The sequence below is a fragment of the Pseudomonas sp. TE36184 genome, from assembly GCF_054060055.1.
In genome coordinates, this window is record NZ_JBSSCU010000001.1 from 6,319,641 (window position 1) to 6,333,589 (window position 13,949).

The 13,949-nt window shown below is 61.1% G+C and carries 13 protein-coding genes; 1 reads left to right on the forward strand and 12 read right to left on the reverse strand.

Annotated elements, in window-relative coordinates; translation table 11 throughout:
* Positions 1-20 precede the first annotated feature (20 nt).
* The 12 genes from ACVWZP_RS28720 to ccoN (ACVWZP_RS28775) form a co-directional block, all read right to left on the reverse strand.
* Entirely contained in the window at positions 21-2,471 is a 2,451-nt protein-coding gene (locus tag ACVWZP_RS28720; RefSeq protein WP_079444493.1) for a heavy metal translocating P-type ATPase, read from the reverse strand.
* 115 nt (positions 2,472-2,586) lie between these two features.
* Positions 2,587-3,126 carry a FixH family protein gene (locus tag ACVWZP_RS28725; protein ID WP_017845255.1) on the reverse strand — a complete coding sequence of 180 codons (540 nt, stop codon included), beginning with the start codon at positions 3,124-3,126 and terminating at the stop codon, positions 2,587-2,589.
* A gap of 15 nt (positions 3,127-3,141) precedes the next feature.
* Positions 3,142-4,557 carry a cytochrome c oxidase accessory protein CcoG gene (ccoG, locus tag ACVWZP_RS28730; protein ID WP_017845256.1) on the reverse strand — a complete coding sequence of 472 codons (1,416 nt, stop codon included), beginning with the start codon at positions 4,555-4,557 and terminating at the stop codon, positions 3,142-3,144.
* Between the two features lie 322 nt (positions 4,558-4,879).
* A protein-coding gene (locus tag ACVWZP_RS28735; RefSeq protein WP_167379478.1) for an IS3 family transposase occupies positions 4,880-6,102 on the reverse strand; the annotation gives its coding sequence in 2 pieces (ribosomal slippage) (positions 4,880-5,751 and positions 5,751-6,102; 1,224 coding nt in all).
* 114 nt (positions 6,103-6,216) lie between these two features.
* Positions 6,217-7,194 carry a cytochrome-c oxidase, cbb3-type subunit III gene (gene ccoP / locus ACVWZP_RS28740; RefSeq protein WP_017845257.1) on the reverse strand — a complete coding sequence of 326 codons (978 nt, stop codon included), beginning with the start codon at positions 7,192-7,194 and terminating at the stop codon, positions 6,217-6,219.
* Positions 7,191-7,376 carry a CcoQ/FixQ family Cbb3-type cytochrome c oxidase assembly chaperone gene (locus ACVWZP_RS28745; RefSeq protein WP_016775513.1) on the reverse strand — a complete coding sequence of 62 codons (186 nt, stop codon included), beginning with the start codon at positions 7,374-7,376 and terminating at the stop codon, positions 7,191-7,193. Before ACVWZP_RS28745 ends, ccoP (ACVWZP_RS28740) begins: the two co-directional genes overlap by 4 nt.
* A gap of 6 nt (positions 7,377-7,382) precedes the next feature.
* Positions 7,383-7,991, reverse strand: coding sequence for a cytochrome-c oxidase, cbb3-type subunit II (ccoO, locus tag ACVWZP_RS28750; protein WP_017845258.1), 609 nt, complete (start codon positions 7,989-7,991; stop codon positions 7,383-7,385).
* Positions 7,991-9,433 carry a cytochrome-c oxidase, cbb3-type subunit I gene (gene ccoN / locus ACVWZP_RS28755; protein ID WP_017845259.1) on the reverse strand — a complete coding sequence of 481 codons (1,443 nt, stop codon included), beginning with the start codon at positions 9,431-9,433 and terminating at the stop codon, positions 7,991-7,993. The genes ccoO (ACVWZP_RS28750) and ccoN (ACVWZP_RS28755) overlap by 1 nt, the downstream gene beginning before the upstream one ends.
* A gap of 483 nt (positions 9,434-9,916) precedes the next feature.
* Positions 9,917-10,864: a cytochrome-c oxidase, cbb3-type subunit III gene (gene ccoP / locus ACVWZP_RS28760; protein ID WP_017845260.1), complete on the reverse strand. Its 948-nt coding sequence runs from the start codon at positions 10,862-10,864 to the stop codon at positions 9,917-9,919.
* A complete protein-coding gene (locus ACVWZP_RS28765; protein ID WP_017845261.1) occupies positions 10,861-11,067 on the reverse strand; it encodes a cbb3-type cytochrome oxidase subunit 3 in 207 nt (68 codons plus the stop codon). The genes ccoP (ACVWZP_RS28760) and ACVWZP_RS28765 overlap by 4 nt, the downstream gene beginning before the upstream one ends.
* A gap of 3 nt (positions 11,068-11,070) precedes the next feature.
* Entirely contained in the window at positions 11,071-11,679 is a 609-nt protein-coding gene (ccoO, locus tag ACVWZP_RS28770; RefSeq protein ID WP_017845262.1) for a cytochrome-c oxidase, cbb3-type subunit II, read from the reverse strand.
* 10 nt (positions 11,680-11,689) lie between these two features.
* On the reverse strand, positions 11,690-13,114 hold the full coding sequence (ccoN, locus tag ACVWZP_RS28775) for a cytochrome-c oxidase, cbb3-type subunit I (RefSeq protein ID WP_017845263.1): 1,425 nt from the start codon (positions 13,112-13,114) through the stop codon (positions 11,690-11,692).
* Positions 13,115-13,193: 79 nt separating this feature from the next.
* On the opposite strand from ccoN (ACVWZP_RS28775), the gene ACVWZP_RS28780 reads away from it, so the two are divergent.
* A complete protein-coding gene (locus tag ACVWZP_RS28780) occupies positions 13,194-13,886 on the forward strand; it encodes an alpha/beta family hydrolase (protein ID WP_262377506.1) in 693 nt (230 codons plus the stop codon).
* Positions 13,887-13,949 lie beyond the last annotated feature (63 nt).

The following is a 13,949-nucleotide window of genomic DNA, read 5'->3' on the forward strand; positions in this document are numbered from 1 at the left end:
GCACTCCATGCCCGCGCGGCTCAAGCCGGCAACGGGCGGGTTACTGAGGGGGTGCTGGCGGTTGGCGCGCTCGGCAGGCGAGTCAGGCGCAGGGCGTTGAGCACCACGGTCAACGAACTGAGGGACATGCCGACCGCGGCCCAGATCGGCGTGATCCAGCCGAGCGCGGCAAACGGCAGCATAAGGCCATTGTACAGCCCGGCCCACAGCAGATTCTCCATGATCACCCGACGGGTGCGCCGCGCCAAGGTAAACGCTTGCACCAGGGCATCGAGGCGGTTGGACAGCAGCACCGCGTCGGCGCTGGTTTTTGCCAGGTCGGTGGCCGAGCCCATGGCCACGCTGATATCGGCGGCGGCCAGCACCGGCACATCGTTCACCCCATCGCCGAGCATCAGCACTTTGCGCCCTTCCTTGTGCAGTTGTTGCAGCACTTGCAGCTTGTCATCGGGGCGCAGGCCGCCGTGGGCTTCGTCGATGCCCAGTTCGGCGGCGACGCTGGCGACCATCGGCGAACTGTCGCCCGACAGCAGCAGCGTGCGCCAACCGCGTGCCTTGCAGGCCGCCAGCAGGGCCGGGGCGTCGCTGCGCAGGCGGTCGTCCAGGACGAACCAGGCGAGGGCGCCGTCGCGGTCGCCCAACAGCAGCCATTGCCCGGCTTCATCCGGCGCGGCGGGGATCGGGCAGCCGCTGAGTTCACACACATAGCCCGGCTGGCCGATGCGCAGTTGACGTTCGCCCACCCAGCCTTCCAGGCCGAGGCCGGGGGCACTGAGCACTTCGTCGGCAGCCAGGGGCGCGCGCCCGAAGGCACGGGCGATCGGGTGTTCTGAGCGATTTTCCAGGGCGGCGGCGAGGCCCAGGCACTGGTCGCTGTTCAACGCTCCCAGGGGGCGGATCGCACGCAGCGCCAGGCGCCCTTCGGTGAGGGTGCCGGTCTTGTCGAAAATCACCGTGTCGATCTGGTTCAGGCCTTCCAGCACATGGCCGCGGGTCAGCAGCAGGCCGAGTTTGTGCAGGGTGCCGGTGGCGGCCGTCAGGGCGGTCGGCGTGGCCAGCGACAGCGCGCACGGGCAGGTCGCCACCAGCATTGCCAGGACGATCCAGAACGCCCGCGACGCGTCCAACTGCCACCACAACAGGCCGATCAGTACAGCGGCGACCAGCGAGCCGAGCAGGAACCACTGTGCGGCGCGATCGGCGATTTGCGCCAGGTGCGGTTTCTCAGCCTGGGCCCGCTCCAGCAGGCGCACGATGGCGGACAGGCGCGTGTCGTGGCCCAGGGCGCGCACTTCGACGGTCAGCGCGCCCTCGACGTTGAGGGTGCCGGCCGTTACCGCATCGCCGACTTGACGCGGTTGCGGCAGGTATTCGCCGGTGAGCAGGGATTCGTCGATGCTCGACTGGCCGTCGAGAATCACCCCGTCCGCCGGCAGCACGGCACCGGGATGAACCAGCACGCGGTCGCCCAGGGCCAGCTCGGGGAGCAGGATGCGTTCGCTCTGGCCTTCAGCGTTCAAACGCAGGCATGAGGCAGGCAGCAGGTTGACCAACTGCGCGGTAGCGGCGGCCGTGCGTTCGCGGGCCCGCCGCTCCAGGTAGCGGCCGGCCAGCAGGAACAGCGCGAACATGCCCACCGCATCGAAATACAGTTCACCGACGCCGGTGATCGCGGTCCAGATGCCGGCCAGGTAAGCCCCGCCAATGGCCAGGGATACCGACACGTCCATGGTCAGGTGGCGGGTGCGCAGGTCGCGCATGGCGCCCTTGAAAAACGGCGCACAGCTGTAGAACACGATGGGCGTGGTCAGAAACATCGCGACCCAGCGCAGGATGACGTGCAGTTCGGCGCTGAGGTCGATATTGAATTCCGGCCAGGTGGCCATGGTCGCCATCATCGCCTGGAACCACAGCAACCCGGCAACGCCGAGTTGGCGCAAGGCCAGACGGTTTTCGCCGGCCAATTGCTCGGCGGCGCGATCTGCCTGATAGGGGTGGGCGGCGTAACCGATATGGCGCAGCTCACTGAGCAGTTGGCTCAGCGGCAGTTGCCCGTCGGCCCAGCGTACCTGCAGGCGATGGTTGGACAGGTTCAGGCGCGCCTCAGCCACGGCGGGCAGGCTGCGCAAGTGTTTTTCGATCAGCCAGCCACAGGCCGCGCAACTGATGCCTTCCATCAACAGCGTGGCTTCGGCCAGTTCGCCATCGTGGCGCACGAAGGGTTTTTGCACATCGGCGCGGTCGTACAGCGCCAGTTCGTCGACCAATTGCACCGGCAGTGCCTCGGGGTTGGCCGAGGCTTCGCTGCGGTGCTGGTAATAGCTTTCCAACCCGCCCGCCACGATCGCTTCGGCCACGGCCTGGCAGCCCGGGCAGCAGAGTTCGCGGCGCTCGCCGAGGATCACGGCGGTGAAGCGGCTACCGGGTGGAACGGGCAGGGCGCAGTGGTAGCAGGGGGTTGGGGTGGTCATGGCGTTAGATCTTTGGTGGCGGGTAGGGCCTCATCGCGGGCAAGCCCGCTCCCACAGTGGATCGCGGTGTCCATGTGGGAGCGGGCTTGCCCGCGATGCGTGAAGCGCAGCCTGTTTACTTCTTCAGGTCTTCAGCACCCTGCAGCGGTTCATCCCCCAGCAGCAAGTCCTTGTCGTGGTTGACCTGTTCTTCTTCGAACAAGCGCCAGGTCCTGTCGCCTTCCACGCCGAGCAGTTCGACGAAGCGCCGACCTTCGACCTTGTCGGTGACCTGGCCGATGTAGCGACCGGGTTCGCTGTCGCTGCGGGCCAGGTTGATCTTGCGGTCCTTCTCGGGCTGAGTCGGCGAAATCAGGTTCAGTTCCAGGGTGCTCGGGTTGCTGTAGCCGGTGAGGTGCAGTTCGACTTCACCGGTCAGCTCATCCAGATGCACCTTGGCGCGCAGTTGCAGGGTCTGGGCCAGGCGTTCGCGGTCCAGGGAGCGGTTGATGCCTTTGCCGGCCTCGTAGTAGTTGTCGTTGACCAGATTGTCCGGGTTGTTCACTGCAATGGTCACCATGGACAAGGTCAAGGTCACCGAGCAGGCCAGGATACCAATGATGATCCAGGGCCAGAGGTGCTTGTACCAGGGGCTTGCGGCAGTGGCTACGGGCATTGTTCAGCTCTCTCGTTAACGAACTTGTGGGCCGATGAATCGGCTCTTGGCTTCAATGTGGACGCTGGCGTCATCGGCATCCTTGAGGATGAATTTCACCTCGTTGGTGCTCGACGGCAATTGCTCCGGCGCACTCGACAGTTCGACCGGCATGCTGACGATGTCGCCGGCAGCCACCTTGATTTCGCGGCGGCCTTGCAGCTTGAGGTCAGGCAGCCCGGCAGCATCAAGCACATACGTGTGGTCGCGCTGGTCTTTGTTCATGATTTTCAGGCTGTAGACGTTCTCGATCCGTCCTTCAGCGTTTTCGCGGTACAGCACACGGTCTTTGCTGACGTCGAAACCCACCAGCGGACGCATGAAAAATGCCGTGGCCAACAGGCTCATCATCGCCAGCAATACCAGCGCATAGCCGATCAGGCGCGGACGCAGCTTGTGGGTTTTCTGCCCCGACAGGTTGTGCTCGGTGGTGTAGCTGATCAGGCCGCGCGGGTAATCCATCTTGTCCATGATGTTGTCGCAGGCGTCGATACACGCGGCGCAGCCGATGCATTCGATCTGCAGGCCATCGCGGATGTCGATGCCGGTCGGGCACACCTGCACGCACATTGTGCAATCGATGCAATCGCCGAGGCCCTGGGCTTTGTAGTCGGCGCCTTTTTTACGCGGGCCACGCACTTCGCCACGACGTGGGTCGTAGGAGACGATCAGGGTGTCTTTGTCGAACATCACGCTTTGGAAGCGCGCATAGGGGCACATGTAGATGCACACCTGCTCGCGCAGCCAGCCGGCGTTGCCGTAGGTGGCGAGGGTGAAGAAACCGACCCAGAAATACGACCAGCCATCGGCCTGGCCGGTGAAGAAGTCGAACACCAGTTCGCGGATCGGCGAGAAATAACCGACGAAGGTCATGCCGGTGACAAAACCGATCAGCAGCCACAGCGTGTGTTTGCTGAACTTGCGCAGGAACTTGTTGGCGCCCATCGGCGCCTTGTCCAGCTTGATGCGCTGGTTACGGTCGCCTTCGGTGACTTTTTCGCACCACATGAAGATCCACGTCCACACGCTTTGCGGGCAGGTATACCCGCACCAGATGCGCCCGGCGTACACCGTGATGAAGAACAGGCCAAAGGCCGCGACGATCAGGATGCCCGAGAGGAGGATGAAGTCCTGGGGCCAGAAGGTCGCACCGAAAATGAAGAACTTACGTTCCGGCAGGTCCCACCACACGGCCTGGTGACCACCCCAGTTCAGCCACACCGTGCCGAAGTAGAGCAGGAACAGACCGGCGCCGCCAAGCATGCGCAGGTTGCGGAACAGGCCCGTGAAGGCGCGGGTGTAGATTTTCTCTCGCGACGCGTAGAGGTCGACACCGTTGTTGGAGTTTTTGGCAGGTGGAGTAACGTCTTGTACCGGTATTTGCTTGCTCATCATTGCATCCCACGGCGGTGGAGATTTGCCTCGGCCAGTACGTGCCGGTCGGGGTCAAATGAAGGGTCTTGCAGTGGCGTAATGATACGCCCCCGATGACGCGCAAAGGGTGCGACCTTTGGTCGCGTTGGGGGAAATCAATTGATGGTGTAGGTGACGTGGATCAATTGACTTGTGAAGTATGGACGGTTTTTGCGCGTGGAGCGGTCATTCGTCCCATGGGTTAACCCATGAACCAGAGCAGTAGCGGCGATCAACGCATCGATTTCATTGGCCCGTATAGCTTGTCTAGTCCTGAAATAGGTTTACACCTATTTCAGTCTCAAAACGCCCGGTGCACCGCATCGGGCGTTTTGTATTTCAGGGAGAAATGCGGTCGCTCCCCGTTGTAGATCCGCACCGACTCATCCACCATTTTTACTGCGTCTGCCAAGTCTTTGGGGCGATGTAGCAAAAATTCAGTTTTCAAAATCCCGTTTATCCTCTCGGCCATCGCGTTCTGATAACAATCATAACCGTCGGTCATTGAGCACCTGATCCCGTGCTTGATGTGCATCCGCTGGTATAAGTCGGAGCAGTATTGGGCGCCGCGGTCTGAGTGATGGACAAGCGGCTCCTTGGAGCTTCGCTGGCTAACCGCTTTCTGCAGCGCTTTGATCACCGATTCCGTATGCAGGCTTTCATGCACATGATGACCTACGATCTTGCGTGAGTACGCGTCCGTTATCAGGCTGACGTAGGCGACACTTTCCCGCGTTGGTAGATAGGTAATGTCTGCGACCCAAACCTGTTCGGGCCTGCTGGCTACGACTTGTTCCGGACCTGCTTTGAGCAGGTTTGGATGGCGGCGAAAACGATGATGGCTATGAGTGGTTTTATGGTAGGCCCGCTTGCGTGGAACGAGCGCTCGCGCCTCTCTCAAGATGGCAAACAGGCGGTCTCTGCCGACACTTAATGCCGCACCAGCCTCAATGCTCATCAGGTAATGCAGCTTACGCGTTCCTAGCCTGGGTTGGCGTCGACGCTTTTCCAGAACAAAGTCCACCACTTCCTGGTCCTGGCGGACTCGGGCATCAAAAACTCGATTGCGTTTGTAATACGCTTGACGCGAAATACCCATGAACAGGCAAGCCCTGGTAATGCTCAGGTTTTGGATTTGCCCTTGCGAGAGGACTTGCCGGGTCGCTTTTTTACGATGGAAACACCGTAGTCATTTTTCAAGACATTCACGACAGCCTCAAAGAACTGGGCTTTCTGATTGCTCAGTGCCAGTTGCTCTTCAAGCTCTTTGATCCGCTGTTCGGGTGTTAGCGGGAGGTTGGGGTCGGTCATTGGCTTGCTCCGCGGCGCTCGAATTGATGCGCCTTGGCTCCAGTCCTGTCGGCCATGCTTGCGTAACCAAACCAGTACCGTGGACCGGCCCTGAATGCCAAAGCGCCGTTGAGCCTCTTTATAACTTAACTCGCCTTTTTCGACTTGGTCTACGACCGATAATTTAAAAGCTAACGTGTAGTCGCGCTGGCTGCGCCTTTTGCCCGTATCCATTGAGTCCTCCTGAAGATAGGTCAGAAGGCGTAAACCTTATTCAGGACGGGACAGCTGCCAGAAAAAAGCCCCGCCAGTTTGTACTGTACGGGGCTTTTGTGTTTCTGATGAAGCTTACTGCTCTTGAGCCTTCTTATCCCCATGGGACAAGCTGTAAACATATGCGGCCAGCAAATGCACCTTGTCGTTACCTTGCAGTAGTTCCTGTGCAGGCATCTGGCCCTGGCGGCCGTAACGGATGGTCTGCTGCAGTTGGGCGAAGCTTGAACCGTAGATGAACGCGCCCGGGTGAGTCAGGTCGGGTGCGCCCATGGCGGGTGTGCCTTTACCGGCCGGGCCGTGGCAGGCCACGCAGTTGGCGGCGAAGAGTTTCCCGCCGTTGGCCACATCGGCCTTGGCGCCTTCCGGCAGTTTGCGGCCGTCGAGGTTGGTCACCACGAAGCCCGCCACGTCGGCCACGCCTTGTTCGCCGATGACTTCGGCCCAGGCCGGCATCACCGCGTGGCGGCCTTTCATGATGGTTTCCTTGATGGTCGCGGGCTCGCCGCCCCAGCGCCAGTCGGCGTCGGTCAGGTTAGGGAAGCCGTAGGCTCCCTTGGCGTCCGAACCGTGGCATACCGAGCAGTTGGAGGCAAACAGACGGCCGCCCATCTTCAGGGCCTGCGGGTCTTTGGCAACCTCTTCAATCGGCATCGCGGCGAATTTGGCGAAGATCGGCCCGAACTTGGCGTCCGACCTGGCCATTTCCTTTTCCCACTCATGCACGCCGGTCCAGCCGGTCTGGCCGTTGGCGAAGGCGGTCTGCTTGTCGTTGTCGAGGTAGTTGTAGCCCGGCAGCAGGCCTTTCCAATTGCCCAGGCCGGGGTACAGCACCAGGTAGCCGAGGGCGAAGACGATGGTGCCGACGAACAGCATGAACCACCATTTCGGCAGTGGGTTGTCGTACTCCTCGATACCGTCGAACGAGTGGCCGACGGTCTCGTCCGTTTGCTCGGCGCGCTGGCCCTTGCGGGTCGACAGCAGCAGCCAGGTCAGGGCGAAAATGGTACCCAGACTGAGGACTGTGACGTACAGACTCCAGAACGTAGTCATTCTTTGTTACTCCTAGAAGCTTGCTCGACGTGCTTGATGGCTTCGGGGTCATCCGCAAAGGGCAGCATGGTTGCGTCGTCAAACTCCGACTTGCGCTTGGGGCTGAACACCCACAGCGCCAGGCCGATAAAGGCCACCATCACGACAACGGTGCCCAGGCCACGAATCATCCCGATATCCATGAAGAATCACCGTTTGCTTTTGATGATGGTGCCAAGGCCTTGCAGGTAGGCCACCAATGCGTCCATTTCGGTCTTGCCCTTCACGGCTGCGGCTGCACCGGCGATGTCTTCGTCGGTGTAGGGCACGCCCAGGGTGCGCAAGACTTCCATCTTCTTCGCGGTGTCCTTGCCGTCGAGCTTGTTTTCCACGAGGAACGGGTACGCCGGCATTTTCGACTCAGGCACAACGTTGCGCGGGTTGTACAAGTGCGCGCGTTGCCAGTCATCGGAGTAGCGTCCGCCGACACGGGCCAGGTCCGGCCCGGTACGCTTGGAACCCCACAGAAACGGGTGGTCCCACACGCTTTCACCGGCCACGGAGTAGTGGCCATAACGTTCGGTTTCGGCGCGGAACGGACGGATCATCTGCGAGTGGCAGCCGACACAGCCGTTGGCGATGTAGATGTCGCGGCCTTCCAGTTCAAGGGCGGTACGCGGCTTCATGCCTTCGACCGGCTTGTTGGTCACGTCCTGGAAGAACAGCGGAACGATCTGGGTCAGGCCGCCGATACTCACGGCGATGACCATGAAGAAGGCCAGCAGGCCGATATTCTTCTCGACTACTTCGTGCTTCATCAGTGGGCTCCCACAACGGCGATCTTGGCGGCGGCTTCGGCTTCTGCAGGGTCGGAGGCACGCACGGTGCGCCAGACGTTGTAGGCCATGAACAGCATGCCGGAGGCAAAGAACGCGCCGCCCAGGGCACGGACGATGTAGCCCGGGTGGCTGGCTTGCAGCGCTTCGACGAAGGAGTAGGTGAGGGTGCCGTCATCGTTGATCGCACGCCACATCAGGCCTTGGGTAATGCCGTTGACCCACATCGAGGCGATGTAGAGCACGGTGCCGATGGTGGCCAGCCAGAAGTGCGTATTGATCAACCCAACGCTGTGCATCTGCGCACGCCCGAAGATTTTCGGGATCATGTGGTACAGCGCGCCGATGGAGATCATCGCTACCCAGCCGAGCGCACCGGCGTGTACGTGGCCGATGGTCCAGTCGGTGTAGTGCGACAGCGAGTTGACGGTCTTGATCGCCATCATCGGCCCTTCGAAGGTCGACATGCCGTAGAACGCCAGCGAAACCACCAGGAAGCGCAGGATCGGGTCGGTGCGCAGCTTATGCCAGGCGCCCGAGAGGGTCATCATGCCGTTGATCATGCCGCCCCAGCTTGGCGCCAGCAGGATGATCGACATCGCCATGCCCAACGACTGTGCCCAATCCGGCAGTGCGGTGTAGTGCAGGTGGTGCGGACCGGCCCAGATGTACAGGGTGATCAGCGCCCAGAAGTGGACGATGGACAGACGGTAAGAGTAGATGGGACGTTCGGCCTGTTTCGGCACGAAGTAGTACATCATCCCCAGGAAACCGGTGGTGAGGAAGAACCCCACGGCGTTGTGGCCGTACCACCACTGGATCATCGCATCCGTCGCTCCGGCGTAGGCCGAATAGGACTTGAACAGGGTGACCGGCAACGACGCATGGTTGACGATGTGCAGCATCGCCGTCACCAGGATGAAGGCACCGTAGAACCAGTTACCCACATAGATGTGCTTGGTCTTGCGCTTGGCGATGGTGCCGAAGAACACCACCGCGTAGATCACCCAGACAATCGCGAGCAAAATGGCGATGGGCCATTCCAGCTCGGCGTATTCCTTGGTGGTGGTGTAGCCCAGCGGCAACGAGATGCCGGCCCCGACGATCACGGCTTGCCATCCCCAGAAGGTGAAGGCGGCGAGGCCGTCGGAAATCAGTCGCGTCTGGCAGGTTCGCTGCACGACATAGTAGGAGGTGGCAAATAATGCACATCCGCCGAAGGCGAAAATCACCAGGTTAGTGTGCAGCGGGCGTAGGCGGCCGAAGGTCGTCCATGGCAGGCCGAAATTCAATTCCGGCCAGACCAGTTGCGAGGCGATAAAGACCCCGAGCCCCATGCCAAGGATCCCCCAGACCACCGTCATGATGGCGAACTGGCGGACTACCTTATAGTTATAAGCAGTCGGACTGATTGCTGTGCTCATTCTAAGGTTCCACGGTTTAGGTTTTTTTATAGGTAAAAATCGGTCGCAAGTATGTAGAAACCGAGGTGCCATTGCAACGCAAGGGTGACCTGTGTCAATGCGTGCCACGCCAGATTCTGCGCCCTTTCCATGTTTGATGTAAGGACAAAATCCGAAATCAAAAACTGATCGATCGGACAGGAATTTTTGCGTGACGCGTCGGCGGGTGACTCGCTGTGTGTCGACACGCTGCTGAAGCGATGAACGGTCAGTGGCACGACAGCCGGTCGCTGCCAGCCTTTGCGCCTGTCATCCCTGCAGAAGTGTGCAACCCAGCGCGTGCAAGTCGACCGTCGACCGGTCTGTACCGATCCGCTGTGCAGACAAGCGTAGACCCGAATGGCAGGAGGGGAAAGCAGTGCTTTGGAAGGGTGCGACACTTGGTCGCGTAGGAGGGTTGAGCTACCGCCCCCGGATCAGGGGCGGCAGTTCAGGGGTGGAGCGTTACTCTGCCTGGCGTTGCGGCGTTGCGCCGTCAGCGTTGTGGGAGAGGCTGTAAACATAAGCGGCCAGCAGGTGAACCTTGTCATTGCCTTGCAGCACTTCCTGCGCCGGCATCTGGCCTTGGCGGCCGTGGCGAATGGTTTGCTGCAACTGCGCCAGGCTGGTGCCGTAGATAAAGCCGCTTGGCGCGGTCAGGTTCGGCGCGCCCATGGCTTCGACACCGTGGCCTTGCGGACCGTGGCAGGCCACGCAGGTGGTGTTGAACGTGGCTTGGCCGGCGACCAGGTCGGCGCCGCTGTCGGCTGGCAGTGGCAGCTTGGCCAGGTCGTGACGCACATAGGCGGCGACGTTTTTCACACCGTCTTCGCCCAGCACTTCGCCCCAGGCCGGCATCGCCGCGTGGCGACCGCCCATGATGGTGGTCTTGATCGCCTCGGCGGAACCGCCCCAGCGCCAGTTATTGTCCGCCAGGTTCGGGAAGCCATACGCGCCCTTGGCATCCGAGCCGTGGCACACCGCGCAGTTGGAGGCGAACAGGCGCCCGCCCATTTTCAGCGCTTGTGGGTCTTTAGCGACTTCTTCCACTGGCATGGCCGAGAATTTGGCGAAGATCGGCCCGAACTTGGCGTCGGCCTTGGCCATTTCCTTGTCCCATTCCTTGGTCGAGGTCCAGCCGCCTTCATAGCCCGGCAGGACGCCTTTCCAGTTGCCCAGGCCCGGGTAGAGGATCAAGTAGCCGACGGCGAACAGCAGAGTGCCGGCGAACAGCATGAACCACCACTGAGGCAGCGGGTTGTCGTATTCCTCAATGCCGTCGAAGGCGTGGCCCATGGTCTGGTCGACACTGCCCTTGGTCTCGCCCTTGCGGGTGCCGAACAGCAGCCAGGTCAGGCCGATCAGGCTGCCGATGGTCAGTACGCAGATCCATGTACTCCAGAAGGTAGTCATGGCCGATTGCTCCTTGTTGCAGGCGCTTCTTGAGCGTCGGATGGGGTGGCGGTGGGTTCGTCGGCAAACGGCAGCAGGCGTGCCTGCTCGAATTCCGCATTGCGTCGGTTGTTGAATACCCACAGCGAGAGGCCGATAAAGGCGATGGCGACGACTAGCGTGCCGAGGCCGCGGATGGTGCCCGCATCGAATTCAAATCCCATGGCTCACCTCTTGCTCTTGATGGCGGTGCCGAGGACTTGCAGGTACGAAACCAGCGCGTCGATCTCGGTCTTGCCCTTGAGGCTGGCCACTGCGCCGTTGATGTCGTCGTCGGTGTAGGGCACGCCGAGGGTACGCATCACTTTGAGCTTGGCTTCGGTGTGGCTGCTGTCGAGCGGTGCCGTCACCAGCCATGGGTAGGCCGGCATTTTCGACTCAGGCACTACGTTGCGCGGGTTGTACAAGTGCGCGCGGTGCCAGTCGTCCGAGTAGCGTGCGCCGACGCGCGCCAGGTCTGGCCCGGTACGCTTGGAGCCCCACAGGAACGGGTGATCCCAGACGCTTTCGCCCGCAACCGAGTAGTGCCCGTAGCGCTCGGTCTCGGCACGGAACGGACGGATCATCTGCGAGTGGCACTGTACGCAACCTTCGCGGATGTAGATGTCGCGGCCTTCCAGTTGCAGCGCGGTGTAGGGCTTCATGCCTTCCACCGGTTTGTTGGTCACGTCCTGGAAGAACAGCGGGACGATCTGGGTCAGGCCGCCGATGCTCACGGCAAGCACCATCAGCAGCATCAGCAGGCCGACGTTCTTTTCAATCGTTTCGTGTTTCATCACTGACTCCTCAGGCCGTCTGCGCGGCAGGGGTGGCTTCGACAGGTTGTGCCGAGCGCACGGTGCGCCATGTGTTGTAAGCCATCAGCAACATGCCGCTGAGGAACACCGCACCGCCCACCAGTCGCACGACGAAGCCAGGGTGGCTGGCCACCAGGGTTTCGACGAAGGAGTAGGTCAAGGTGCCGTCTTCGTTGATCGCACGCCACATCAGGCCCTGGGCGATGCCGTTGACCCACATCGAGGCGATGTAGAGCACGGTGCCGATGGTGGCCAGCCAGAAGTGCGCGTTGATCAGGCCGACGCTGTACATCTGCTCGCGGCCGAAGACTTTCGGGATCATGTGATACAGCGCGCCGATGGAGATCATCGCCACCCAGCCGAGCGCGCCGGCGTGTACGTGGCCGATGGTCCAGTCGGTGTAGTGCGACAGCGAGTTGACGGTCTTGATGGCCATCATCGGCCCTTCGAACGTCGACATGCCGTAGAACGCCAGCGAGACGACCAGGAAGCGCAGGATCGGGTCGCTGCGCAGCTTATGCCAGGCGCCCGAGAGGGTCATCATGCCGTTGATCATGCCGCCCCAGCTTGGTGCCAGCAGCACCAGGGACATCACCATGCCCAACGACTGTGCCCAGTCCGGCAACGCGGTGTAGTGCAGGTGGTGCGGACCGGCCCAGATGTACAGGGTGATCAGCGCCCAGAAGTGGACGATGGACAGGCGATAGGAATACACCGGACGTTCGGCTTGCTTGGGTACGAAGTAGTACATCATCCCGAGGAAGCCGGCAGTCAGGAAGAAACCTACTGCGTTATGCCCATACCACCACTGCACCATGGCATCCGTCGCACCGCCGTACAGCGAGTAGGACTTGGTCAGGCTGACCGGGATTTCCAGGTTGTTGACGATATGCAGGATGGCCACGGTGATGATGAACGCACCGAAGAACCAGTTACCGACATAGATGTGCTTGGTATTGCGCTTGGCCACAGTGCCGAAGAACACAATGGCATAAGCCACCCAGACGATAGTGATCAGGATGTCGATCGGCCATTCCAGCTCGGCGTATTCCTTGGAACTGGTGTAACCCAGTGGCAAGGTGATCGCTGCCAGGACAATGACCAGTTGCCAGCCCCAAAAGCAGAACTGCGCGACTTTCGGCGCGAACAGCTGGGTTTGGCAGGTGCGCTGCACCGAGTAGAAGGAGCTGGCAAACAGCGCACAACCCCCGAAGGCGAAGATCACCGCGTTGGTGTGCAGCGGGCGCAAGCGGCCGAAGCTGGTCCAAGGCAAGTCGAAGTTGAGTGCAGGCCACACCAATTGAGCCGCGAGAAAAACCCCGAGCCCCATGCCGACGATGCCCCACACCACCGTCATAATCGCGAATTGGCGGACCACCTTGTAGTTATAGGCGGTACTTAAAGTAGTGTTCATGGTTCCCCATCCACGGTTCAACCCAAGCAGATGCGACACTTGGGCTGGAGTTATAGGCAGACTAAAAAGCGAGGTAAGCATGGGCAAAGAGCACAAGGCCAGTATTGACGGGGATCAATGGGCACGGTGTGTGCAGGAGCATGGCTGGCTGTGGGATATCGCCTCGGGTGCGCCAGCACATACGCCTGTGACGCTGATCCTGGCCCACGGCGCCGGTGCACCGATGGACTCATCTTTCATGAACGACATGGCTGCGCGCCTTGCCAGGCATGGCGTCAATGTGGTGCGCTTTGAGTTTCCCTACATGGCCCAGCGCCGGTTGGACGGGGGCAAACGCCCGCCCAACCCGGCGCCGAAACTGCTGGAAAGCTGGCGCGAGGTGTATGCCGAGGTGCGACGCCATGCCGCTGGGAAACTGGCCATTGGTGGCAAGTCCATGGGCGGGCGCATGGCCAGTTTGCTCGCCGATGAATTGGAGGCCGATGCCTTGGTGTGCCTGGGCTATCCGTTCTATGCGGTGGGCAAGCCGGAAAAGCCGCGAGTCGCGCATTTGGCCGGGTTGAACACGCCGACATTGATTGTGCAGGGCGAACGCGATGCCTTGGGTAATCGAGCCGCGGTGCAGGGGTATGACTTGTCACCGAGCATCGAGGTGCTGTGGCTGGCGGCGGGGGATCATGATTTGAAACCGTTGAAGGCTTCAGGGTTCAGCCATGAGCAGCATTTGGAGGCGGCGGCGGTGCGAGTGGCTCAGTTTATCGGTGCCTGTTAGGGCCCTATCGGGGGCAAGCCCCCTCCCACATGAGGTGTACGCGGTTAAATGTGGGAGGAAACA

Bases quoted from the DNA above. Each gene is read 5' to 3' on its own strand.
- ACVWZP_RS28720 (WP_079444493.1), bottom strand. From the start codon at position 2,471: ATGACCACCCCAACCCCCTGCTACCACTGCGCCCTGCCCGTTCCACCC.
- ACVWZP_RS28725 (WP_017845255.1), bottom strand. From the start codon at position 3,126: ATGCCCGTAGCCACTGCCGCAAGCCCCTGGTACAAGCACCTCTGGCCC.
- ccoG (WP_017845256.1), bottom strand. From the start codon at position 4,557: ATGAGCAAGCAAATACCGGTACAAGACGTTACTCCACCTGCCAAAAAC.
- ccoP (WP_017845257.1), bottom strand. From the start codon at position 7,194: ATGACTACGTTCTGGAGTCTGTACGTCACAGTCCTCAGTCTGGGTACC.
- ACVWZP_RS28745 (WP_016775513.1), bottom strand. From the start codon at position 7,376: ATGGATATCGGGATGATTCGTGGCCTGGGCACCGTTGTCGTGATGGTG.
- ccoO (WP_017845258.1), bottom strand. From the start codon at position 7,991: ATGAAGCACGAAGTAGTCGAGAAGAATATCGGCCTGCTGGCCTTCTTC.
- ccoN (WP_017845259.1), bottom strand. From the start codon at position 9,433: ATGAGCACAGCAATCAGTCCGACTGCTTATAACTATAAGGTAGTCCGC.
- ccoP (WP_017845260.1), bottom strand. From the start codon at position 10,864: ATGACTACCTTCTGGAGTACATGGATCTGCGTACTGACCATCGGCAGC.
- ACVWZP_RS28765 (WP_017845261.1), bottom strand. From the start codon at position 11,067: ATGGGATTTGAATTCGATGCGGGCACCATCCGCGGCCTCGGCACGCTA.
- ccoO (WP_017845262.1), bottom strand. From the start codon at position 11,679: ATGAAACACGAAACGATTGAAAAGAACGTCGGCCTGCTGATGCTGCTG.
- ccoN (WP_017845263.1), bottom strand. From the start codon at position 13,114: ATGAACACTACTTTAAGTACCGCCTATAACTACAAGGTGGTCCGCCAA.
- ACVWZP_RS28780 (WP_262377506.1), top strand. From the start codon at position 13,194: ATGGGCAAAGAGCACAAGGCCAGTATTGACGGGGATCAATGGGCACGG.